The 22,851-nt window shown below is 68.9% G+C and carries 19 protein-coding genes and 1 pseudogene; 18 read left to right on the forward strand and 2 right to left on the reverse strand.

Annotated features, from left to right (window positions below; translation table 11 throughout):
* Positions 1 to 118 precede the first annotated feature (118 nt).
* The 5 genes from IJ15_RS0122600 (at position 119) to mutM (ending at position 3,484) form a co-directional block, all read left to right on the forward strand.
* The gene (locus IJ15_RS0122600) at positions 119 to 874 is read left to right on the forward strand and encodes a DivIVA domain-containing protein (protein WP_031940608.1); all 756 of its coding nucleotides are present in this window, start codon (positions 119 to 121) and stop codon (positions 872 to 874) included.
* A 93-nt stretch (positions 875 to 967) separates the two neighbouring features.
* Entirely contained in the window at positions 968 to 1,609 is a 642-nt protein-coding gene (locus tag IJ15_RS0122605; protein ID WP_081880880.1) for a YceD family protein, read from the forward strand.
* Between the two features lie 2 nt (positions 1,610 to 1,611).
* On the forward strand, positions 1,612 to 1,794 hold the full coding sequence (gene rpmF, locus IJ15_RS25730) for a 50S ribosomal protein L32 (protein WP_081880878.1): 183 nt from the start codon (positions 1,612 to 1,614) through the stop codon (positions 1,792 to 1,794).
* Positions 1,795 to 1,810: 16 nt separating this feature from the next.
* The gene (gene rnc, locus IJ15_RS0122610) at positions 1,811 to 2,593 is read left to right on the forward strand and encodes a ribonuclease III (protein ID WP_031940610.1); all 783 of its coding nucleotides are present in this window, start codon (positions 1,811 to 1,813) and stop codon (positions 2,591 to 2,593) included.
* 24 nt (positions 2,594 to 2,617) lie between these two features.
* Positions 2,618 to 3,484: a bifunctional DNA-formamidopyrimidine glycosylase/DNA-(apurinic or apyrimidinic site) lyase gene (gene mutM / locus IJ15_RS0122615; RefSeq protein WP_031940611.1), complete on the forward strand. Its 867-nt coding sequence runs from the start codon at positions 2,618 to 2,620 to the stop codon at positions 3,482 to 3,484.
* Here mutM and pdxR read toward each other — a convergent pair.
* Positions 3,420 to 4,892 carry a MocR-like pyridoxine biosynthesis transcription factor PdxR gene (gene pdxR, locus IJ15_RS0122620; protein ID WP_031940612.1) on the reverse strand — a complete coding sequence of 491 codons (1,473 nt, stop codon included), beginning with the start codon at positions 4,890 to 4,892 and terminating at the stop codon, positions 3,420 to 3,422. The genes mutM and pdxR overlap by 65 nt on opposite strands.
* Positions 4,893 to 5,014: 122 nt before the next feature.
* Here pdxR and IJ15_RS0122625 point away from each other — a divergent pair, with 122 nt between their 5' ends.
* From IJ15_RS0122625 to IJ15_RS0122675, 9 genes are all read left to right on the forward strand, one after another.
* Positions 5,015 to 5,650 carry a pyridoxamine 5'-phosphate oxidase family protein gene (locus IJ15_RS0122625; RefSeq protein WP_031940613.1) on the forward strand — a complete coding sequence of 212 codons (636 nt, stop codon included), beginning with the start codon at positions 5,015 to 5,017 and terminating at the stop codon, positions 5,648 to 5,650.
* Positions 5,651 to 5,930: 280 nt separating this feature from the next.
* Positions 5,931 to 6,029 (forward strand): K(+)-transporting ATPase subunit F, encoded by a 99-nt coding sequence (gene kdpF / locus IJ15_RS25735; RefSeq protein WP_114722480.1) that lies wholly within the window; start codon positions 5,931 to 5,933, stop codon positions 6,027 to 6,029.
* Positions 6,030 to 6,050: 21 nt separating this feature from the next.
* Positions 6,051 to 7,751, forward strand: a complete 1,701-nt coding sequence (gene kdpA / locus IJ15_RS0122645) for a potassium-transporting ATPase subunit KdpA (protein WP_031940614.1) — start codon at positions 6,051 to 6,053, stop codon at positions 7,749 to 7,751.
* A 14-nt stretch (positions 7,752 to 7,765) separates the two neighbouring features.
* Positions 7,766 to 9,874, forward strand: a complete 2,109-nt coding sequence (gene kdpB / locus IJ15_RS0122650) for a potassium-transporting ATPase subunit KdpB (protein ID WP_197059892.1) — start codon at positions 7,766 to 7,768, stop codon at positions 9,872 to 9,874.
* A 7-nt stretch (positions 9,875 to 9,881) separates the two neighbouring features.
* Positions 9,882 to 10,532: a potassium-transporting ATPase subunit C gene (locus IJ15_RS0122655; protein ID WP_031940616.1), complete on the forward strand. Its 651-nt coding sequence runs from the start codon at positions 9,882 to 9,884 to the stop codon at positions 10,530 to 10,532.
* The gene (locus tag IJ15_RS0122660; protein WP_051919505.1) at positions 10,510 to 13,083 is read left to right on the forward strand and encodes a sensor histidine kinase; all 2,574 of its coding nucleotides are present in this window, start codon (positions 10,510 to 10,512) and stop codon (positions 13,081 to 13,083) included. The genes IJ15_RS0122655 and IJ15_RS0122660 overlap by 23 nt, the downstream gene beginning before the upstream one ends.
* Positions 13,080 to 13,760 (forward strand): response regulator, encoded by a 681-nt coding sequence (locus IJ15_RS0122665; protein WP_031940618.1) that lies wholly within the window; start codon positions 13,080 to 13,082, stop codon positions 13,758 to 13,760. The genes IJ15_RS0122660 and IJ15_RS0122665 overlap by 4 nt, the downstream gene beginning before the upstream one ends.
* 56 nt (positions 13,761 to 13,816) lie before the next feature.
* Positions 13,817 to 15,259 carry an alanine/glycine:cation symporter family protein gene (locus IJ15_RS0122670; protein WP_031940619.1) on the forward strand — a complete coding sequence of 481 codons (1,443 nt, stop codon included), beginning with the start codon at positions 13,817 to 13,819 and terminating at the stop codon, positions 15,257 to 15,259.
* Positions 15,252 to 15,686: an OsmC family protein gene (locus IJ15_RS0122675; RefSeq protein WP_031940620.1), complete on the forward strand. Its 435-nt coding sequence runs from the start codon at positions 15,252 to 15,254 to the stop codon at positions 15,684 to 15,686. The genes IJ15_RS0122670 and IJ15_RS0122675 overlap by 8 nt, the downstream gene beginning before the upstream one ends.
* Before the next feature lie 54 nt (positions 15,687 to 15,740).
* Here IJ15_RS0122675 and IJ15_RS0122680 read toward each other — a convergent pair whose 3' ends face one another.
* Positions 15,741 to 17,042 (reverse strand): HNH endonuclease signature motif containing protein, encoded by a 1,302-nt coding sequence (locus tag IJ15_RS0122680; protein WP_031940621.1) that lies wholly within the window; start codon positions 17,040 to 17,042, stop codon positions 15,741 to 15,743.
* 954 nt (positions 17,043 to 17,996) lie between these two features.
* On the opposite strand from IJ15_RS0122680, the gene IJ15_RS0122685 reads away from it, so the two are divergent.
* The 4 genes and pseudogenes from IJ15_RS0122685 to IJ15_RS24965 all read left to right on the forward strand — a co-directional run.
* Positions 17,997 to 18,278, forward strand: a complete 282-nt coding sequence (locus IJ15_RS0122685; RefSeq protein ID WP_031940622.1) for an acylphosphatase — start codon at positions 17,997 to 17,999, stop codon at positions 18,276 to 18,278.
* A 22-nt stretch (positions 18,279 to 18,300) separates the two neighbouring features.
* Complete coding sequence (gene smc, locus IJ15_RS0122690) at positions 18,301 to 21,906, forward strand: chromosome segregation protein SMC (protein ID WP_031940623.1); 3,606 nt, start codon at positions 18,301 to 18,303, stop codon at positions 21,904 to 21,906.
* A gap of 65 nt (positions 21,907 to 21,971) precedes the next feature.
* The gene (locus IJ15_RS0122695; RefSeq protein WP_031940624.1) at positions 21,972 to 22,505 is read left to right on the forward strand and encodes a glutathione peroxidase; all 534 of its coding nucleotides are present in this window, start codon (positions 21,972 to 21,974) and stop codon (positions 22,503 to 22,505) included.
* Positions 22,506 to 22,574: 69 nt separating this feature from the next.
* Positions 22,575 to 22,851 (forward strand): annotated as a pseudogene (locus tag IJ15_RS24965) (signal recognition particle-docking protein FtsY); the annotation flags it as partial.

Consider the following 22,851-nt stretch of genomic DNA (forward strand, 5'->3'; position numbering starts at 1 on the left):
TCGGGCGGCCGGGCGCAACACGTCAGCCGACACACCGGCCGCCGCAGCGGCTGTGACGCGGCAACTGGGGCAGACTGGTTTCCGGCACCAGCGATGGCACTGACGATTGGGGTTGTGCGTGTACCGGGTATTCGAGGCACTCGACGAGCTTGTCGCGATCGTCGAGGAGGCGCGCGGCGTTCCGATGACCGCGGGGTGCGTCGTTCCGCGTGGCGACGTGCTCGAGCTGCTGGACGACGTGCGGGACGCGATTCCGGGCGAGTTGGACGACGCGCAGGACGTCCTGGACCACCGGGACAAGCTCGTCGGCGACGCCCGCCAGAACGCGGAGCAGACCGTGTCGAGTGCGAATGCACAGGCGCACGAGACGGTCACCGATGCCCGCGAGAACGCGGACCGGATCCTCGCCGACGCCAAGGCCCAGGCCGACCGGATGGTCGCCGAGGCGCGGTCGCACGCCGAACAGTTGGTGCACGATGCCCGCGACGAGGCGGACACGACCGTGGCCGAGGGCCAGCGCGAGTACGACACGCTGACCGGGCGGGCGCGCGCCGAGTCGGACCGGATGATCGAGTCCGGCAAGGCGTCGTACGAGCGGTCGGTCGCCGACGGTGTCGCCGAGCAGGAACGGCTCGTGTCGCAGGCCGAGGTCGTGCAGGCCGCCAACGCGGAGTCGGCGAGGGTGATCGATGCCGCGCATGCGGAGTCGGATCGCTTGCGCTCGGAGTGCGACCTGTACGTCGACACCAAGCTCGCCGAGTTCGAGGACTTCCTGAACGGCACCATCCGGTCGGTCGGACGGGGGCGTCAGCAGCTGCGGACCGGCACCGGCGTCCCGGACTACGATGCCGGCTACGGCGAACGCCGACGGTAGGATTCGTTCGTCAGGCCCGGAGTTCCGGCCTGAGCACCTGCCGATTTCCGTACGCGGCACCTGATCGCGTACCGTGGAATGGTTGCCCGTTCCATGTGCTTGCCGAAAGAGAATTCGTTGCCTTCCCATCATCGCAGTTCCTCGCGCCCCACTCGGGACGCGGGTTTCGTGCTGGACACGATCAGTTTGGGTCGTCGTCCGGGTTCGATGCGCACTGTGTCGCGGGTGGTACCGGCTCCCGATCGGCTCGGTCTCGACCTGGTCGCGATCGAGCAGGGCACGGACGTGGAACTCGACCTACGGCTCGAGTCGGTTTCCGAGGGTGTCCTCGTCACCGGGTCCGTTCACGCGGACACGGTGGGCGAGTGCTCGCGGTGCCTGGAGCCGTTCACCACCGCGGTGGAACTTCGACTGACGGAACTGTTCGCTTACCCGGACAGCGTCACCGAGGAGACGACCGAGGAGGATGAGGTCTACCGGGTCGTGGACGACGAGATCGACCTCGAGCCGGTGATCGTCGATGCCGTCGGACTGGAGCTTCCGCTCCAGCCGTTGTGCAGCGACGATTGTGAGGGACTGTGCCCCGAATGTGGCGTTCGCCTGGCGATTGCCGAATCGGGACACAGTCATGAGACAATGGATCCTCGCTGGGCTGGGCTCGCAGCCAAATTCGGTGCAGGATCCGAAGCCAGCAATGCACATGCTGATGCCAGCAAGATCAACGAGGAGAAGTAGACGTGGCTGTTCCCAAGCGCAGAATGTCGCGGTCCAACACGAGGTCGCGACGGAGCCAGTGGAAGACCACTGCGCCCACCCTCATCACCTGCCCCAACCGTGGCTGTGGCGAGAAGACCCTGCCCCACGTCGCGTGCCCGTCTTGTGGCACCTACAAGGGCCGTCAGGTTACCGCCGCGGTCTAGTCTGTTCTGTGGCGCTGTGACCAGCATAAAAAGCAATACAGCACCCGCCGGCGGCGAGGGGGATCACGCATCACTCCTCGCCGCTCTTGGCGTGCCTCTGGAAGAGCCGCTGTTGACGTTGGCGCTCACCCATCGCTCGTACGCGTACGAGCACGGCGGGTTGCCTACCAACGAGCGTCTCGAGTTTCTCGGTGACTCCGTCCTCGGACTGACGATCACCGAGCGGCTCTATCTCGCGCACCCGGAGAAGTCCGAGGGCGAACTCGCGAAGATTCGTGCCAGCATCGTGAACATGCATGCCCTGGCCGAGGTTGCTCGCGGTCTCGGCCCGGGCGGACTCGGCGTGCATCTGCTCCTGGGCAAGGGCGAGGAGATGACGGGCGGTCGCGACAAGCCCAGCATCCTCGCCGACGGCATGGAGTCGCTTCTCGGTGCCATCCACCTGGAACACGGCATCGACACCGCCCGCCGGGTCGTGCTCGACCTCTTCGATGACCTGCTCACCCGGGCCCCGAAGTTGGGTGCCGGACTGGACTGGAAGACCAGCCTCCAGGAGCTCACCGCGGAACGTGGTGTCGGCGTGCCGGTGTACGAGATCACCGCGACCGGCCCGGACCATGACAAGGAGTTCACCGCGACCGTCGTCGTCGCGGGTGGCGCCCTGGGTGTGGGTGTGGGTCGTTCCAAGAAGGAGGCGGAGCAGAAGGCCGCCAGCACGGCTTGGAGCGCGCTGTCCGAGGTGGTCGAGTCCACCGAGACCCAGACCGCCGGAACCGACGAGTCCGTCGCCGAGAAGTAACCACGGAATCGAGCGAGACGGACCGTGCCCGAACTTCCCGAGGTGGAGGTCGTCCGACGTGGCCTCGAGGCTCACGTCGTCGGCCACACCGTCGACCGGGTCGACGTGCTGCATCCGCGTGCGATCCGACGGCACCTGCCCGGTGCGGTCGACCTCGCTCGTCGGATGGAGGGCGAGACCGTCGTCGCGGCCGAACGGCGTGGCAAGTACCTCTGGTTGATCCTCGATCCGAGCAACGTCGCGCTGGTCGTGCACCTCGGGATGAGCGGACAGATGCTCGTGCAGGACCCGTCGGCCGCCGACGAGAAGCACCTGCGGATCCGGGCCCGGCTCGATTCGGGAACGGATCTGCGTTTCGTCGATCAGCGTACGTTCGGCGGATGGGCGCTGGGCGACCTCGTCACCGTCGACGGCACCGTGCTTCCCGATTCGGTGGCGCACATCGCGCGTGACCCGCTCGATCCCCGGTTCGACCCCGACAGTGTCGTGAAGGCGTTGCGGGGCAAGCACACCGAGATCAAGCGCGCACTGCTCGACCAGACCGTCGTCTCGGGTGTGGGCAACATCTATGCGGACGAGGCCCTGTGGCGCGCCGAGATTCACGGCAATCGCCCGACGGACAGGATCAGCGGACCGCGGTTGCGTGTCCTCCTCTCGGCCGTCGAGGCGGTCATGACCGAGGCGCTCGAACAGGGCGGCACATCCTTCGATGCGTTGTACGTCAACGTCAACGGGCAGTCCGGCTACTTCGACCGTGCGCTCGCCGCGTACGGGCAGGAGGATCTGCCGTGCCGGCGATGCGGTGCGCCCATCCGCCGTGAGAAGTTCATGAACCGGTCGTCGTACAGCTGCCCCAAGTGTCAGCCGCGGCCCCGGTCGATTCGCGGATGACGTCGGCGATCACCCTCGCCGCGGCGTCGGCCCGCGACTCGGGTAGCCGCGCGTAACCGCACAACAATCCGCGCGGGCCGTCGTCGTGCACCCGGTACGAGTCCAGGCCCCGCACCGTCACTCCCCGTCGTCCCAGTTCCGCGGCGAGCGCCGCGTCATCGACCCCGCCGGGCAGCCGTAGCGCCACGTGCAGGCCGGCCTCGACGCCGCTGGGGTCGACGTCCGGCAGGTGGGCGCGCAGACTGTCGACGAACGACTGCCTCCGCGCCGCATAGGTGCGCGCCACCCGCGCGAGATGCCTGCTGAGCGAGCCGGATTCGATGAAGCGTGCGAGGGCGTCGGACGTGATCGTGGAGGCGGATTCCCCGCTCGCCAGGATCGCCCGTCGAACCTCGGCCAGCATCGGTCTCGGCGGGACGAGCCACGCGAGCCGCAGGGCGGGGGAGAGCATCTTCGATGCCGTGCCGACATACGCGACGCAGTCACGGCCCCCGTCGATCGAGCGCAGTGCCGGCAGTGTCGATACGCCGTACCGGAATTCGCCGTCGTAGTCGTCCTCGATCAGCAGACGATCCGCGGTGAGCGCATCGGTGACCAGTTGCGCGCGGCGTGCGGCCGGCATCCGGGCACCCAGCGGATACTGGTGTGCCGGTGTGCAGTACACCGCGTCGTCCGACTGCCGGATCAGCGCGGGGTCCAGGCCGTCGTCGTCGACCGGGACCGGCCGGACGAGCGCACCGGCGGTTTCGAGGGTTCGCCGCGCCTTCGCGTACCCGGGTTCCTCGAAGGCGACCTGACGACCGGACAACCCGCGAGCGGCAGCGAGGGTGCGCAGTGCCGACAGCACTCCCGGCACGATCACGATTCCGTCCGGGCGCACGGCGATCCCGCGGCTACGGCGCAGATGCACGGCGAGGGCTTCTCGCAGACGGCGGTGTTCGTCCGGTCCGGGGATGTCGTGGGGGACGGGCCCGGACATCGCGCCGCGCCACGCACTGCGCCAGTCGCGGTCCGAGATCAGATCGGTGTCGGGGTAGCCGGGGGACAGGTCGATCGCGGTGGCCCGGCGGGTATTCGGAGCGCCTCGGCCCGGAGCGGCGGTGGGCGCGACATGGGAACCGACCCCGGCGCGGGCCGCGGAATCGGCGCCGGGGGCCACTCGGGTACCCGATCCGGCGCGGGTGACGACGTAGCCGGCGGCGGCCAATTCGTCGTAGGCGTCGACGACCACCGTCCGAGAGATCCCGAGTTCGGCGGCGAGGGACCTCGAGGCGGGGAGGACGTCCCCCGGGCCGAGTGAGCCGGTGCGGACGGCCTCGACGATCGCCGCAGCGACACGCCGCCGCAACGGTTCACCGGTCTGGGCGAGTTCGAGATGCAGATGTACGTCGCGGGAGGTGCGGGCCACCCCGACACCATACTGGTCTGCGCTGGCTGTCAATTCTGGTTCTGTGTACAGGTCCGGAATTGGGGCAGGCTGCAATCGTGACTGCATCCGCCTCCGTCCCCGCCTCCACCTCGACCTCCGCCCTGGAGCGAATCCGCCGAATCCCCGAGCGTTCCCGGCCCGACCGCGCCGACCTCGACTCCGTGCTGGACGCGTGCTGCGTGGGCACCCTGGCGACGGTCGTCGACGGCCTTCCGTGGGCCGTGCCCATGCTGTACGCCCGAACGGGTGACCGGATCCTGCTGCACGGATCGACCGGCGCCGGCGCGCTCAGGCATGTCGCGGCCGGCGCACCCGCCACGTTGTGCGTCACGCTGCTCGACGCGATCGTGGTGGCCGACAACCTGTACAACTCGTCGGCGAACTACCGGTCGGCGGTGGTGCGCGGCAACCTCGAGCGGGTGCCCGACGACGTGGCGGAGTCGGCCCTCGTGACGCTGTCCGACACCCTCATCCCCGGGCGCAGCGGCGAGGTCCGGGAGCCCACCCGCAAGGAACTCGCGGCGACGCTCACGATCGCATTGCCGATCGATCCGGGGCAGTGGACGGTCAAGGTCCGATCCGGACCGCCCAGCGAGGGGGATGCGAATCCCGACGTGTGGGCGGGACTGGTACCGCTGCGAACGGTTGCGGCAGAACCGGTCCGGGCGACGTGGGTCCGCGCTGATCTGCCGGTCCCCGCGTCGGTGAGGGCGCTCGTGGACCGGGCCGGCCGGTGATGCGCCGAGCGGGCCGAGGAGACGACGCGTAAAGATCGCGTCAATGCGGTCAGATTGCGGCGTCAGCAGAGTGTCAGGACGACGTTCGTGCCTCCGAATCGGGTGCACCCTCCAGTAGGCGCCCGAGTTGCGGCGCCTCCACGTCGCGCCGTAGTCCGGTGCGCCCTACGAGGAAGTCGAAGAGGAACGCCATGGCTGATATGGCCTATGTCGGGTTGATCATCGGTGTGTTCACGATCTGTGCGCTCGTGCTGCGGGGCCTGCAGGCGCGGAGCATGCGGTGACCGTTGCGGGGACGGTCACCGTAGCCGTCGTCGTGATCGCCGCCGCCCTGGTGATCTATCTGCTGATCGCGCTCCTGAACCCCGAGCGGTTCTAGTCTCCGAGAGGTCATACCCACATGAATCCCGCTCTGGCAGCGGGACTGCAGATAGCACTGGTCGTGGCCGTGCTGGCGATTCTGTATGTCCCCGTCGGTGACTACATGGCGAAGGTCTACACCACCGACACAGATCTCCGGTCCGGAGATCTGCGCATCGAGTCCCTGCTGTACCGGCTGTGCCGGATCGATCCCCGTTCGGAACAGAGTTGGTACGGCTATGCCGGGAGCCTGCTCGGGTTCTCCGCGGCCGGCGTCCTGTTCCTCTATTTTCTCCAGCGCGTGCAGGGAGTGCTGCCGCTGGGCGGCGGTCTCGAAGGGGTGAGCCCGGCCGTCGCCTTCAACACCGCGGCGTCGTTCGTCGCGAACACCAATTGGCAGTCGTACGTTCCGGAGACGACGATGAGCCACCTCACCCAGGCGATGGGCTTGGCGGTGCAGAACTTCGTCTCCGCGGCCGTCGGTATGGCGGTGGCTGCCGCCCTGATCCGCGGGTTCGTCCGTGTCTCGCGCGGCGGGGAGATCGGCAACTTCTGGGTGGATCTCACCCGCGGCTGCCTGCGGATCCTGTTGCCGATCTCATTCGTGATCGCACTGATCCTGTTGAGCCAGGGCGTGATCCAATCGTTCCACAGCGGGTTCGCGTCGACCGGGTTGGACGGGAACGGCGTCACCAACGCGCTCGCGCCCGTCGCCTCGCAGGAAGCGATCAAGGAACTCGGCACCAACGGCGGCGGCATCCTCGCGGCCAACTCGGCGCACCCCTTCGAGAACCCGACCCCGCTCACCAACATCGTCCAGATCCTCGCGATCCTGCTCATCCCGGTGAGCCTGACCCGCACGTTCGGCACCATGGTCGGCGATCGTCGCCAGGGTCTGACGCTGCTCGCGGTCATGTCGACGCTGTACTTCGGTCTGCTCGCGGTGACGCTCGCCGCGGAGTCCGGGGCGCGGGGCGTCGCGGCCACCGCGGCCGGTTCGATGATGGAGGGCAAGGAGGTTCGGTTCGGGATCCCCGGGTCGGCACTGTTCGCGGTCACCACGACCGGCACCAGTACCGGCGCCGTGAACTCCGCGCACGACAGCATGTCTCCGCTCGGTGGCGGCGCGGTGCTGCTGGGCATGCTGCTCGGCGAGATCGCACCGGGCGGTGTCGGCACCGGTCTGTACGGCATCCTCGTGCTCGCGCTGATCGCGGTGTTCGTCGGTGGCCTGCTGGTCGGACGGACGCCCGAGTATCTCGGTAAGAAGCTGGGGCAGCGCGAGATCACCCTCGCGGCGTTGTCCGTGCTCGTGATGCCCGCGCTGGTGCTGGTCGGCACCGGGATCACCGTGATCCTCGGATCCACCGTCGGATATCTCGGCAACAGTGGCGATCCCGGAACACCGGGCTCGATCCACGGATTCACCGAGGTGCTCTACGCGTTCGCGTCGGCGTCGAACAACAACGGCAGTGCCTTCGGCGGCCTCACCGTGACCAGTGACTGGTTCCAGTCGGCGCTCGGTGTGTGCATGCTGCTCGGCCGGTTCCTGCCGATCCTCTTCGTCCTGGCGCTCGCCGGATCGTTGTCCGCCCAGCGCAAGACGCCCGCCGGCGCCGGCACCCTGCCTACGTCCGGGCCCATGTTCACGGGTCTGCTCACCGGCACCGTCGTGCTGGTCGCGGCCCTCACCTTCTTCCCGGCCCTTGCTCTCGGGCCCATCTCGGAGGCCCTGCAATGAGTCTGCGGACTGACATGAACGTGACACCGATCGACGTCCCGCCCGACCTGCCCGGCGACGACGCTGCCCGCGGCCACTCACCCGTGAAGGCGGGGGTCTTCAGCCCGCGCCAGTTGATCACGGCGCTGCCCGGCGCGGTACGCAAGCTCGATCCACGCCACCAGGCGCGCAACCCCGTGATGTTCGTCGTCCTCGTCGGGTCCGTCGTCACCACGGTGATGGCACTGGCCCAGCCCACCGTGTTCTCGTGGCTGATCGCAGCCTGGCTGTGGTTCACGGTGCTGTTCGCGAACCTCGCCGAGTCGGTCGCCGAGGGGCGCGGCAAGGCGCAGGCGGCAAGCCTGCGAAAGGTCAAGCAGGACACGATCGCCCGACGCGTGACGCCCTCCGGGGCGATCGAGGAGGTCTCGGCCACCGCCCTCGCGATCGGCGACACAGTCGTCGTCGAGGCCGGAGAGATGATCCCCGGCGACGGTGACGTCGTCGAGGGCATCGCGACCGTCGACGAGTCCGCCATCACCGGTGAATCCGCACCGGTCGTGCGTGAGTCGGGCGGGGACCGGTGCGCGGTCACCGGGGGCACGACGGTGCTGTCGGACCGGATCGTCGTGCGGATCACGTGTGCACCCGGTCAGTCGTTCGTCGACCGGATGATCGCACTGGTCGAGGGGGCGTCGCGGAAGAAGACTCCCAACGAGATCGCGCTCAACATCCTGCTGGCGTCGCTGACGATCATCTTCCTGCTCGCGGTGGTCGCGATCGGTCCGATGGGGCAGTACGCCGGGCAGGAGCAGGACCCGATCAAGCTGATCGCCCTGCTCGTGTGTCTGATCCCCACCACGATCGGAGCACTGCTGTCGGCGATCGGAATCGCCGGCATGGACCGGCTGGTGCAGCGCAACGTCCTGGCGATGTCGGGGCGGGCGGTGGAGGCGGCCGGTGACATCGACACGCTGCTGATGGACAAGACCGGCACCATCACCTTCGGTAATCGTCGGGCGACGGCGCTGTACCCGGCGCCGGGCCGGTCGGAGAACGAATTGGCCGAAGCGGCACGGCTGTCCAGCCTCGCCGACGGAACCCCCGAGGGACGCAGCATCGTCGAGTTGTGTGCCGAACGGTTCGGGCTCGGGGTCGACGCCACCGACCACGAGCGGGCCACCGAGTTCGTGCCCTTCACTGCGCAGACCCGCATGAGCGGACTCGACATCGCGACCGCGGCGGGACCTCGGCAGATCCGCAAGGGCGCCGGTGATGCGGTGCTGGCCTGGGTGTCCGGCTACGGGGCCGCGATCGATCCGGCCGTGTCGGACTCCGTCGAGAAGGTCGCGCTCGCGGGCGGCACCCCGCTCGTGGTTGCGGTGGCCGAGCGGGGAACCGCCACGGTCCTGGGCGTGATCGCGTTGACCGACGTGGTGAAGCCGGGCATCGCGGAACGGTTCGCGGAACTGCGGGCCATGGGTATTCGCACGGTCATGGTGACCGGCGACAACCCGCTCACCGCGCGGGCCATCGCGGAGGAGGCCGGCGTCGACGACTTCATGGCCGAGGCCACACCGGAGGACAAGCTCGAGCGGATCCGTCGGGAACAGGAGGGCGGACGCCTGGTCGCGATGACCGGGGACGGCACCAACGACGCCCCCGCCCTCGCGCAGGCCGACGTCGGCGTGGCGATGAACACCGGCACGTCGGCGGCCAAGGAGGCCGGGAACATGGTGGATCTGGATTCGGATCCCACCAAGCTCATCGAGGTCGTGGAGATCGGCAAACAGTTGCTGATCACCCGCGGTGCGCTGACGACGTTCTCCCTCGCCAACGACCTCGCGAAGTACTTCGCGATCCTGCCGGCGCTGTTCAGCAGCATCTACCCGCAACTCGCGGTGCTCAACGTCATGCACCTCGCGAGCCCGCAGTCCGCGATCCTGTCGGCGGTGATCTTCAATGCCCTCGTCATCGTCGGCCTGATCCCGTTGGCGCTCAGGGGTGTCCGCTACCGGCCCGCGGCGGCGTCGAAGCTGCTCGGGCGAAACCTGTTGATCTACGGTCTCGGCGGTGTCGTCACTCCCTTCGTCGGCATCTGGCTGATCGACCTCCTTGTCCGCCTCGTTCCCGGAATCGGGTGATCCTTCAATGCGATTCGGTATCGGTTTTCTCAAGCAGGTGTGGGCGGGACTGCTGGTGTTGCTGGCGCTCACCGTGGTTCTCGGGGTGCTGTACCCGGCGGCGGTGTGGGGTGTCGGGCGGATCAGTTCGGGATCGGCGGAGGGCTCGCCGGTGTCCGACTCGTCGGGCTGCGTCGTCGGCAGTCGCTGGATCGGGGTGGACCCGCAGGTGCCGGCGGGCGAACCGGATCCGTTCTTCCACAACCGGGTCGTCGGCTCGGTCGCGGCCGGCGATCCCTTCGCGACCGGTGACCCGGCGGCGGCGCTGCCGAGCAACCAGGGGCCCAGCAGCGATGTGCTCGCCGGGTTCGTCGACGCCCGCCGCGCCGCGATCGCCGAGCGGGAGGGCGTGGCGCCGCAGGACGTCCCGGTGGACGCCGTGACCGGTTCGGGCTCCGGTGTGGACCCGCACATCTCGCCCGCGTACGCGGAACTGCAGGTCGGACGGGTCGCGGCGGTGAACGGTCTGAGTGTGGAGCGCGTCCGCGACCTCGTCGCGGAGCACACCGAGGGCCGTCAACTCGGCTTCCTCGGTGCCGAACGCGTGAACGTGCTCGAGCTCAACCTCGCGCTCGGACTGACCGCACCTGGATGCAATGCGACCTCCGCGGGTGAATGATGGCGTTGTGAGCAGTCCCGAGCAGCACCGCGCCCCGCGCCGTGGTGAGTTGCGGATCTATCTCGGTGCGGCGCCGGGCGTCGGCAAGACCTACGCGATGCTCGGCGAGGCGCAGCGGCGCCTCGAACGGGGTGGGGACGTGGTCGCGGCCGTGGTGGAGACCCACGGCCGCGCCCGCACCGCCGAGCAACTCGCGGGCCTCGAGATAATCGCGCCCAAGTACGTCGAGTATCGCGGCACCGCGATGCCCGAACTCGACGTCGAGGCGGTGCTCGCCCGGCGCCCGGCGGTGGTCCTGGTGGACGAACTCGCGCACACCAACACCCCGGGCAGTCGCAACGAGAAGCGCTGGCAGGACGTCTACGAACTGCTCGACGCCGGTATCGACGTGCTCTCGACGCTCAACGTCCAGCATCTCGAGAGCCTCAACGACGTCGTCCAACAGATCACCGGCGTGATCCAACAGGAGACCGTCCCCGACGAGGTGGTCCGCGCCGCCACCCAGGTCGAGCTCGTGGACATCACTCCGGAGGCGTTGCGGCGCAGGCTTTCCCACGGGAACGTCTACGCCGCGGAGAAGGTCGATGCGGCGCTGGGGAACTACTTCCGGCGTGGAAACCTCACGGCGCTGCGCGAACTCGCGCTGCTGTGGGTGGCCGATCAGGTGGATGCGGCGCTCGCGAAGTACCGCGCCGAGAACAAGATCACCGACACGTGGGAGGCGCGCGAGCGGGTGGTCGTCGCCGTCACCGGTGGCCCCGAGTCGGAGACACTGGTCCGGCGGGCGAGCCGCATCGCGAGCAGGGCCAGCGCCGAGTTGATGGTCGTGCACGTCGTGCGCGGCGACGGCCTCGAGGGCGTCGCCGCCGCCGAGATGGGCCGGGTGCGCAAGCTGGCCGGGAGTATCGGCGCGAGCCTCCACAGCGTCGTCGGTGACGATGTCCCCACGACGCTGCTCGAGTTCGCCCGCGAGGTCAACGCGACCCAGTTGGTGATCGGAACCTCCCGGCGCTCCCGGTGGGCCCGCATCCTCGACGAGGGGATCGGCGCGTCGATCGTCCAGCAGTCCGGGAAGATCGACGTCCACATGGTCACGCACGACGAGGCCGCGACCCGGCACCGGATCTCGATCCTGGGGCGTGGCGAGCGTCGCCTGGTGTCGTGGCTCGCGGCGGTGGTCGTGCCCAGCCTCGCGGCCGTCCTGATGGGGGTGATCGACCGCTTCGCCGGGGTCGGCGGCCAGAACGCCCTGTTCTTCGTCGTGGTCCTCGCCGTCGCGTTGCTCGGCGGTGTGGGGCCGGCGATCCTGTCGGCCCTCATCTCCGGGCTCCTGCTCAACTACTTCTTCACCGCACCGCTCTACAGCTTCACGATCGCGCAGCCCGACAACTTCATCACCACCATCGTGCTGCTGGTCGTGGCGGTCGCCGTCGCCGTGCTGGTCGACGCCGCCGCCAAACGGGCCCGGGAGGCGCGCCGGGCATCGCAGGAGGCCGAGTTGCTGGCCCTGTTCGCGGGGTCGGTGCTGCGCGGCGCGGACCTCCCGGCGCTGCTCGAGAAGGTCCGGGAAACGTACGCGCAGACCGGTGTCAGCGTCATCCGGCGGGGCGAGGGTGTGATCAGTTCGGCGGGTGCGTCCGCGCCGAGCACCGTCGACGAGGCGGGCACCGCGTGCGAGGCGGGCGACGGCGAGTACACGCTGCTGCTCGCGGGCGGTGAACTCGGTGCCCGGGACCGGAAGGTGCTCGGTGCCGTGGCCAACCAGGCGGTGGGCCTGATCCGGCAGCGGGAACTGGCCGAGGAGGCCAGCCGCGCGAACGCCCTCGCGGAGGCCGACCGGTTGCGCCGCTCCCTGCTGTCGGCGGTCAGCCACGACCTGCGCACTCCGCTCGCCGCCGTGAAGGCCGCGGTGTCGAGCCTGCGCAGCGACGACGTCGAGTTCTCCCCGGAGGACACCGCGGAACTGCTGGCCACCGTCGAGGAGTCGACGGATCAGCTCACCGCGCTCGTCGGGAACCTGCTCGACTCGTCGCGGCTCGCGGCCGGTGTCGTGAAGCCGACGCTGCGGCGGGTGTACCTCGACGAGGTGGTGCACCGGGCGCTCGTCGGCGCCGGGTTCGGCGGGCCCGGCTCGGCCCGGCGGGTGCGCGACCAGGTGAAGGTCGAGGTGGGCGGCGCCGCCGTGATGGCCGACGCCGGCCTGCTCGAGCGTGTCCTGGCGAACCTCGTCGACAACGCGTTGCGCTATGCGCCCGACGAGCCCGTCCGGATCGGTGCCGCACGCGTCGGCGACCGGATGACGATCACCGTCGCCGACACCGGACCCGGCCTGGCGCGCGGTACGGAGGATCAGGTGTTCGACGCCTTCCAGCGGATGGGCGATCGGGACAACACGATAGGAGTGGGGCTCGGTTTGTCGGTGGTCAAGGGATTCGTGGAAGCGATGGGAGGCACCGTCGGCGTGACGGACACCCCGGGCGGTGGCCTGACGATGGTCGTCGAGCTGGATGCGGCACCTGCGGGTGCCGACGACGTGAGAGGGACCCGATGACGCGGGTGCTGGTGGTCGACGACGAGCCACAGATTCTGCGCGCGCTGCGGATCAACCTCAGTGTGCGCGGCTACGAGGTCACGACCGCCTCGACCGGGGCGGCGGCCCTGCGGGCGGCGGCCGAGCGGCACCCGGAGGTGGTGGTGCTCGATCTCGGTCTGCCCGACATGGACGGCATCGAGGTCCTGGCCGGACTGCGGGGCTGGTGCACGGCGCCGGTCATCGTGTTGTCGGCGCGGACGGATTCGTCGGACAAGGTGGAGGCGCTCGACGCCGGCGCCGACGACTACGTCACCAAACCGTTCGGCATGGACGAGTTCCTCGCCCGTCTCCGGGCCGCGGTTCGGCGGGGTGCGGCCGCGGCGGAGACGAGTGAACCGGTGGTGGTCACCGACTCGTTCACCGTCGACCTCGCCGCGAAGCGGGTCACGCGGGACGGGGCCGAGGTACACCTGACCCCCACCGAGTGGGGGATGCTCGAGATGCTCGTCCGGAACAAGGGCAAGCTCGTGGGGCAGAAGGAACTGCTGCGCGAGGTGTGGGGTCCGGCGTACGCCACCGAAACCCACTACCTGCGGGTCTACCTTGCCCAGTTGAGACGCAAGCTCGAGGCCGATCCGTCGAAGCCGCGGCACCTGCTGACCGAGACCGGGATGGGGTACCGGTTCCAGGAGTAGCACTACCGGTCGGTTTCGAACTGGCGCCAGGGGCGGTCGTCCTTCATAGTCCCAGGGTGGACTCTCTTGTCGATGCCGTCACCGAGATCAACGACGCGTACTGGTACGTCGTGATCGCACTCCTCGTCGGATTGGGGCTGTACTTCACCGTTCGCTCCCGATTCGTCCAGGTGCGGTTGCTGCCGGACATGCTGCGGTCGGTGACGGAGCCGGCCGAGACGCTGCCCGACGGGCGCACAGGGATCTCGGCGTTCCGCGCCTTCTCGATCTCCGCGGCATCCCGTGTGGGCACGGGCAACATCGCCGGTGTCGCGATCGCGATCAGCGTCGGTGGGCCGGGCGCGGTCTTCTGGATGTGGGTGATGGCGCTCATCGGCGCCGCCAGTGCCTTCATCGAGTCCACACTCGCGCAGGTCTACAAGGTTCGCGACAAGGACGGCGGATTCCACGGCGGACCGGCCTACTACATGTTGTACGGGCTTCGTCGCCGATGGATGGGTGTCATCTTCGCGGTCGTGATCACCGTGACGTACGGCTTCGTCTTCAACGCGGTGCAGACGAACTCGATCGTCGACGCGGTGTCGACCTCGTTGGACTCGGACGGCCGCGGCATCGCGGTGGCCGTCGGTCTGGTCGTCGCGGCACTCACCGCGGCGGTCATCTTCGGTGGCGTCCGCCGGATCTCGTCGGTCTCGCAGGTGGTGGTGCCGGTGGTCGCGGGTGGGTACCTGGTGCTCGCTCTGATCGTGGTGGCGCTCAACATCACCGAGGTGCCCGGCATGTTCCGGCTCATCGTCGAGAACGCCTTCGGCATCAGCGAGGTGGTCAGCGGCGGATTCGCGGCAGCGTTCATGAACGGCATCCGCCGCGGCCTGTTCTCGAACGAGGCGGGCATGGGCTCGGCGCCGAACGCGGGCGCCACCGCCGCGGTGTCGCACCCCGTCAAGCAGGGTCTGGTCCAGAGTCTCGGCGTGTACTTCGACACCCTGCTGGTATGCACCGCGACGGCGTTCATCATCCTGCTGTCGAATCCCGAATACGGCACCAAGGCGGGTGCGTCGCTGACCCAGAACGCCCTGAGCGCGCAACTCGGCGGCTGGACCGTGCACTTCCTGACCGTCGCGATCTTCTTCCTCGCGTTCACCTCGGTGATCGGCAACTACTACTACGGCGAGACCAACATCGAGTTCCTCACCGGGTCCCGGCGCGTCCTCAACGGTTTCCGTGCGCTGGTCGTCGTGTGTGTGTTCGCGGGTGCAGTCGGTTCGCTGCCGCTCGTGTGGGCGCTGGCCGACCTCGTCATGGGTGTGATGGCGACCGTCAATCTCGCGGCGCTGCTGCCACTCTCCGGCGTGGCGTTCCTGCTCTTCAAGCACTACAGCAGCCAGCGTGCGGCCGGGAAGGATCCGTCGTTCCACCGTGACGATCTTCCGGAGGTAACCGGCATCCAGGTATGGGACGAGGCACCGGCGGATGGCAGGATCTCCACTCATGGCTGAACAGACTCCCGCACCCGCGACCACCGAACTCTGGGTCGAGCGCACCGGAACCCGTCTCTACACCGGACGCAGTTCCCGTGGCGCCGAGGTCCTGATCGGATCGGAGTCGGTGGAGGGCGTCTTCACTCCCGGTGAGCTCCTCAAGATCGCCCTGGCCGCCTGCTCCGGGATGAGCTCCGACTTCCCGCTGTCGCGCCGTCTCGGTGACGACTACGACGCGACCATCCGCGTCTCCGGCGCGGCCGACCGCGAGAACGAGGTGTACCCCCAGCTCGACGAGGTCCTCGAACTCGATCTCAGCGAACTCGACGCCGAGGCCCAGGAGCGTCTCGTCGCGCTCGTCGAGCGTTCGGTCGACAAGGTCTGCACCGTCGGCCGCACGCTCAAGGCCGGCACCAAGGTGACGTTGGCGATCAAGCGCGACTAGCGCACGCCTGGTCGACCCCTGCCGTCACCCGATGACGGTAGGCGTCGAAGGCGCCTACGCTGCGCGCGGTCCTGCCCGCCCGTTGGCGGGGATGGGTTTCTTGTAGGGGTCGACCGTGCTGGGTGGTGTGAACCACGGCTTTCTGTCCGGGCCTATGCGCACTTCCCAGTGGGAGTGATGCAGTAGCTGGTGGTGGTAGCGGCAGAGCATCACGAGATTGTCGAGGTCAGTGGGTCCGCCGTCGGCCCAGTGCTTTACGTGGTGGCCTTCGCAGTGGGCGGGTGGTGCTCCGCAGCCGGGGAATGCGCAGCCGTGGTCGCGGGCGATCAACGCTCGACGCTGTTTCTTCGACACGGTTCTGCTGGTGCGGCCCAGGCTCAGGGGCACTCCATCGTCCATGAGGATCGGGGTGAGGTGGCAGTCGCAGGCGAGCCGTCGTGCGGTCGCGATCGACAGTGGCCCCATGTGGGGCATGCGTGCGATGTCCTTGTCGCCGAACAGGTCCGACTCTCCGTCCGGATACGCCCACTCGTGAGCCGACTCGCTGCGGGCAAGGTCGGTGGCGTTGACGTGCAGCGATAGGTGGGGCCGCTCGCCGCCCTCGATGGGGGCTTTGCCGGAGTCGAGGTATCGGCGCAGGATCTCGGCGAACGCGTCCGCGCGCTGTTGCGCCGGGGTTCGGGCGCCTGTGGCGTCGTCCATCGGGTTGCGAGGCTTCGTCAGCGACGACAGTGCCGCCAGCAACATCTCCCCGGTGACGGCATCGAGGTCCCCCTTCACGGCGACGCGCCCGTTCAACGTCTTCGAGGCGTGGAATTCGTTGCGCTCGGTGTCCTCACTGGGTGGCAGTTCATCTGATTCGAAGATCCGCTCGAGTCGGGAGATGCAGGTGCGGACGGAAATGGTGGTGGCCGCGGGTCCGGTGGCGCTGTCCAGCAACACCTTCCGGCACGAATCCAACGCCTCGTTCGGCATACCGCGCGGCGGTGTCTCGCAAAACTTTCCGATCAGGGCGGCATGCTCGGCCGAAATGTCACCCGCATTGAAGGCGTCAGCGATCTCGGATTGCCGACCGAGCATCCGGCCCAACGCGAGGATCCGTGCCGCTGTGGACACTTCCAACAGTGAATTCGCCGCCAGCCACTGTTTGACGCTCCGAAACCCGAGGGTGTCGAACGAGACAACACGCTCGTCGATCTCGGCGACCATCGCGACCCGCAATGCTTCGAGGCGTTCGATCTCGCGGGTGACTTCGAGAGTGTTCTGCAGCAATGTGATTTCGGTGAGCAGGCGCACGTCGTCGGATTGCAGTGCGGTGGCTGCGATGCCCGTGTCGTTGAGTCCCCCCGGATTCATGACTCTAGTTTAGTTCGAACTGATGTTCGAGTCAATGAAGGTGGCTGGCACATCCGGGCATGATCGGAGGGATCCGGCGTGTGCTGTCAAGCGTCACGTGTTCGAGTATCCGGCTCCTGAGCTTGGAGTCGGTCGACAGGGCGTCGGCCCACACCTCGGTCGGTTCGCTCGGGCAACGACGCGGCAGGTGGAAGTGGAACTGAAACCGACTACGGCGCAAATGTTCACACCTGATCGACCTTACGAAACGGACGAGGCACACTGGCAAACCATGCAGCCCAATTCAAAACGTAGCTTGTGGGGAGGGGCCTGCTCCGCAGTGCTCTCGGCACCTGTCGCGGCTGGCTTGACAGCCCTGGTGTGGCAGTTCCCCATAGCTGTCGCCGGCACCGCCGGCCACTCCGTAGGGGCTGCAATCGGAGCGTCGGTCACCATGGTCGCGTTTATGACGTTGTTTTCAATCTTTGGCGGTGTGCTCGCTATCGGATTGGTGGGAGCCGGGGCCGGCTACCTCGTGCGACACCTCCGGTCTGGAGCTCCGCAGTTTGCCGGTATCGCTGTTGGTTGTGCGTCGGCGTTGGCGGTTGCTGTCGCAGATGTCTTCCTGGCCGGTGGTTAGAATTCGGGTCCCGCGGATGAGCAGTGGGTTTGGGTTCGGGATGCGGCGGGACGCGCGGTGGCGAGCCGCAGTCCCTCTGGCAGTGCTCAACTGGGATATGCGTCTCTTGTCTGCACTAACACGCCACCATTCGGCAAGGCCTTCGGACCGATCCGAGGTCCTGGTTCGACGGCGTTGTGCGGGTCGATTCCGATCCCGACAGGCTCGACGCCTGCGACGATCGCCGCTCGGGACGGACCGAAGCATGGGGGACATGGTGCGGAATCGGCCCTGTATGCGGTGGGCTTCGACGGCACCGTCCGGAGGCTCACCCCGCCCGTCGGATAATGGCAGCCATGACCGCCGACATCGAACGCCTCACCGCCTGGGTTCACGGCTACGTCCAGGGTGTCGGCTTCCGATGGTGGACGCGGGCGCGGGCGCTCGAACTGGGGCTGGCCGGCCATGCCACCAATCACGCCGACGGCCGGGTGCTCGTCATCGCCGAGGGGTCGCGTGATGCGCTCGAGCGACTGCTGGTGCTCCTGCGGTCGGGGCAGACGCCGGGCAGTGTGACGCTCGTCGTCGAGCACTTCGGTGCGGCACGCGGGGGCCTTTCCGGGTTCGTCGAGCGCTGATCCGCCGGTAGAGTCGACCGTCATGCATCTGAAGAGTCTGACGTTGAAGGGCTTCAAATCCTTCGCGTCCGCCACGACTCTGCGGTTCGAACCGGGGATCACGTGTGTCGTCGGACCCAACGGCTCGGGCAAGTCCAACGTCGTCGACGCTCTCACCTGGGTGATGGGGGAGCAGGGCGCGAAGGCGCTGCGCGGTGGCAAGATGCAGGACGTCATCTTCGCCGGCACCGCGGGCCGTGCGCCGCTGGGGCGCGCCGAGGTGACGCTCACCATCGACAACTCGGACGGCGCCTTGCCGATCGAGTACTCGGAGGTGTCCATCACGCGGCGGATGTTCCGCGACGGCGCCGGCGAGTACGAGATCAACGGCAATTCGTGCCGGCTGATGGATGTGCAGGAACTGCTCAGCGACTCGGGAATCGGGCGTGAGATGCACGTCATCGTCGGGCAGGGGCGGTTGTCCGCCATCCTGGAATCCCGGCCGGAGGACCGACGTGCCTTCATCGAGGAGGCCGCGGGTGTCCTCAAGCATCGCCGGCGTAAGGAGAAGGCGGTCCGCAAGCTCGACGCGATGCAGGCCAACCTCGCGCGCCTGACCGACCTCACCGCCGAACTGCGCCGACAGCTCAAGCCGCTCGGCCGTCAGGCCGAGGTCGCTCGACGCGCACAGACCGTCCAGGCAGACCTGCGCGACGCACGCCTGCGCCTGGCGGCCGACGACCTGGTCACCCGCCGGACCGAACTCGCCAGCCAGACGCACGACGAGAAGCTGGCCCGGCAGCAGCAGGAGACGGTGCAGGCCGCGCTCGAGGCGGCCACCGCCGAACTCGGCGGGCACGAGCAGGCCCTCGCCCGGCTGGCACCGCAGGCCGAGGCCGCCGGTCAGACGTGGTTCCAGTTGTCCGCGTTGGCCGAACGGGTGAGTGCGACGATCCGGATCGCGCAGGAACGCGCGCGGCACCTGGACAGCGAGCCGGAGGCGGGACGCGGGCAGGATCCCGACGAGATGGAGGCCCGCGCCGAGCGGATCGCGCACGAGGAGGCCGAACTCGTCGCGGCGGTCGAGATCGCGCGCGCCACCCTGGAGGCGGCTCGCGAGCAACTCGCCGAACGGGAGGAGACCGCCGCGGACGCCGAGCGCGCGCACCTCGCGGCGGTCCGCGCGATCGCGGATCGGCGCGAAGGACTGGCCCGGCTGTCCGGGCAGGTCGACACCCTCCGGACGCGGGCCGAATCCGGCGACGCGGAGGTGGCGCGCCTGGACGTCGCGATCGGCGAGGCCCGCCACCGTGGGGATGCCGCGCAGGCCGAGTTCGACGCCGTGGAGGCCACGGTCGGGGATCTCGACGCGGGCGAGGTGGGGCTGGACGGTCACCACGAACGCGCCGTCGTGGCACTGGATCTCGTGACCGACCGGGTCGTCGAGTTGCAGTCGGCCGAGCGCACTGCGGGCCAGGAAGTGGCATCGCTGAAGGCTCGGATCGATGCGCTCTCGATGGGCCTCGAACGCAAGGACGGCGGCGCGTGGCTGCTCGAGCACCACGTCGACCGGGGCCTGACGGGTGCGGTCGCCGAACTGATCCGGGTCGATGCGGGATTCGAGGCCGCGGTCGCCGCGGTCCTGGGGCCGGCGGCCGATGCGATCGTCGCGGAGTCCGCTGCTGCCGCGACCGGTGCGGTGCAGGCGCTCAAGGACGCCGACGGTGGGCGGGTCGCGGTGCTGTTCGCCCTCGAAAACTCCAGCGGGACAGCACGACCCGAACTGCCCGGAGGGGCGAGGTGGGTCGCGGACGTCGTCGAGTGTCCCGAGTCGGTGCGCGCGGGAATGACGGCACTGCTGGGCGGTGTCGCGGTGGTCGACTCGCTGGACGACGCCACCGCGCTGGTACAGACGATGCCGTCGGTGCGCGCGGTGACCCGGGACGGGGACCTCGTCGGCGCCGGTTGGATCACCGGCGGCTCGGACCGTCGCCCCAGCACGCTCGAGGTGCAGGCGGCGATCGATGCATCCACGGCCGGGCTCGAGTCCGCCGAGCGGCGCGCCGAGGAGTTGGCCGCCGCGCTGGCCGGCGCGCTCGCCGAGCAGGCCGACCGGGCCGAGATCGCCGAGCAGGCCCTGGCCGCGCTGCACGAGTCGGATACCGCGCTGTCCGCCGTCTACGAGCAGTTGGGGAGGCTGGGGCAGGTCGTCCGCGTCGCGCACTCCGAATCCGAGCGACTCGTGGCGCAACGCCTGAAAGCCGAGGCCGGCCGGGAGGAGACGCTGGCGGCGCTCGCCGAGCTCGAGGAACGGTTACGGCGGGCCGAGGCGGAACAGTCGGCCGGGGATCCGGCCGACGCCGGGGGACCCGATGCCACCACCTTCGAGCGGGAGGCGGCCGCGGCGGCGCTGACCGAGGTGCGCGCCGTCGAGGTGGAGGCCCGGCTGTCGGTGCGGACCGCCGAGGAACGTGCGGAAGCGGTTCGGGGCAAGGCGGATTCGCTGCGGCGCGCGGCCCACACCGAGCGTGAGGCGCGGGCCCGGGCGGAGCGGGCGCTGCGGGCCCGGCAGACCGCCGCGGCCGTCGCCGCTGCCGTGGCCGATGCCGGTCGACGGATCGCGGACCGGCTCGACCGGGTCGTGGCCGCTGCCGCCGCCCACCGGGACGAGCTCGCGCGCCTGCGCACCGCACACACCGAACAGGTCGAGGCCGTCAAGGAACGCGTCCGGCAGCTCACCGCCCAGATGGCGTCGCTCACCGACGCCGTCCACCGCGACGAGGTGGCCCGCGCGCAGGCCGCGCTGCGGATCGAGCAGCTCGAGGAGACGATCCTCGAGCAGTACGCGATCGCGCTCGACGACCTGATCGCCGAGTACGGGCCCGACGTGGCGTTGCCGCCGTCGGAACTGGAGATCGCCGAATACGAGCAGGCCCGCGAGCGCGGCGAGCAGGTGACCCGGCCCGCGCCGGTGCCGTACGACCGGGCGACGCAGGAACGCCGCGCGAAGCGGGCGGAGAAGGACCTCGCCACGCTCGGCAAGGTCAACCCGCTCGCGCTCGAGGAGTTCGCGGCGCTCGAGGAGCGCTACACCTTCCTCTCCACCCAGCTCGAGGACGTCAAGAACGCGCGCAAGGACCTGCTCGGCGTGGTCGCCGACGTCGACGCCCGCATCCTGCAGTTGTTCGCCGAGGCCTACGCCGACGTCGAGCGGGAGTTCGTCGACGTGTTCGCGAAGCTGTTCCCGGGCGGCGAGGGCCGACTGGTGCTGACCGACCCGTCGGACATGCTCACCACCGGCATCGAGGTGGAGGCCCGGCCGCCCGGCAAGAAGGTCAAGCGGCTGTCGCTGCTGTCCGGTGGCGAGAAGTCACTCACCGCGGTCGCGATGCTCGTGGCGATCTTCCGGGCCCGGCCGTCGCCGTTCTACGTCATGGACGAGGTCGAGGCCGCGCTCGACGACACGAACCTGCGCCGACTGATCGGCCTGTTCGAGCAGTTGCGCGAGAAGTCGCAGCTCATCGTGATCACGCACCAGAAGCCGACGATGGAGGTCGCCGACGCGCTGTACGGCGTCAGCATGCGCGGTGACGGCATCACCACCGTGATCTCGCAGCGGCTGCGCGGTCAGGACCTCACGACCGGATGATTTCCGGCACCGACACCCGCGTGCGTGCATCCCGCACGCCGACCTTCGACTACATGGGAGAACCGATGAACGCCCACAATTTCCCCGTCCAGACCGCGGACGGCACCACCGAGGACCTCAGCGCCCACCAGGGCAAGCTGCTCCTGATCGTCAACGTCGCCAGCAAGTGCGGGCTCACCCCGCAGTACGAGGGCCTCGAGGCGCTGCACCGCGCCAACCAGGACAAGGGTCTGCAGATCGTCGGGTTCCCGTGCAACCAGTTCGGCGACCAGGAACCGGGCGACGACGCCGAGATCCAGCAGTTCTGCAGCGTCAACTACAACGTCACCTTCCCGGTGTACGCCAAGCTCGAGGTCAACGGCGACGACGCCCACCCGCTGTTCCGGTACCTGCGTGCGCAGGCCCCCGGCGACTTCGGTCCCGACCACGGTTTCCTCTTCGAGCACGTCAGCAAGACGCGGCCCGAGGCGATCGGCACCGACGAAGTGAAGTGGAACTTCACGAAGTTCCTCGTCGGCCGTGACGGCGAGGTTCTGCGCCGCTTCGAGCCGACCGTCACCCCGGAACAGATCGCCGAGGAAATCGCCGAACTGCTGTAGGGCACCGGCCACGCGGGGCTGTGTCGCCCGGAAACTTCACAGCCCCGCGCGGCCTGACAGGATAGCGGTGTGACTACCGGAGCCTGGATAGCAATAGCGGCCGTACTGGCCGTCCTCGTCGTGGCGCTCGTCGTCGGCCTGATCGTGGCCCGGCGCCGCCGCGTCAGCCTCGCCGCGCCGCCCGAGAAGCCCGAGCTGACGGAGCAGCCGAAGGATCGTTCGGGCGGCTATCAAGCGGGTGGCGGATTCAACTTCAGCCAGGGCCCGACGGCCACCGCGCCGCCCAAGGTGCCCCCGGCCGCACCGAAGACTCCGCCGACCGCACCCCCGGTGACCCCGGTGGCTG

This window comes from Prescottella defluvii (genome assembly GCF_000738775.1).
In the GTDB taxonomy this organism is placed as follows: domain Bacteria; phylum Actinomycetota; class Actinomycetes; order Mycobacteriales; family Mycobacteriaceae; genus Prescottella; species Prescottella defluvii.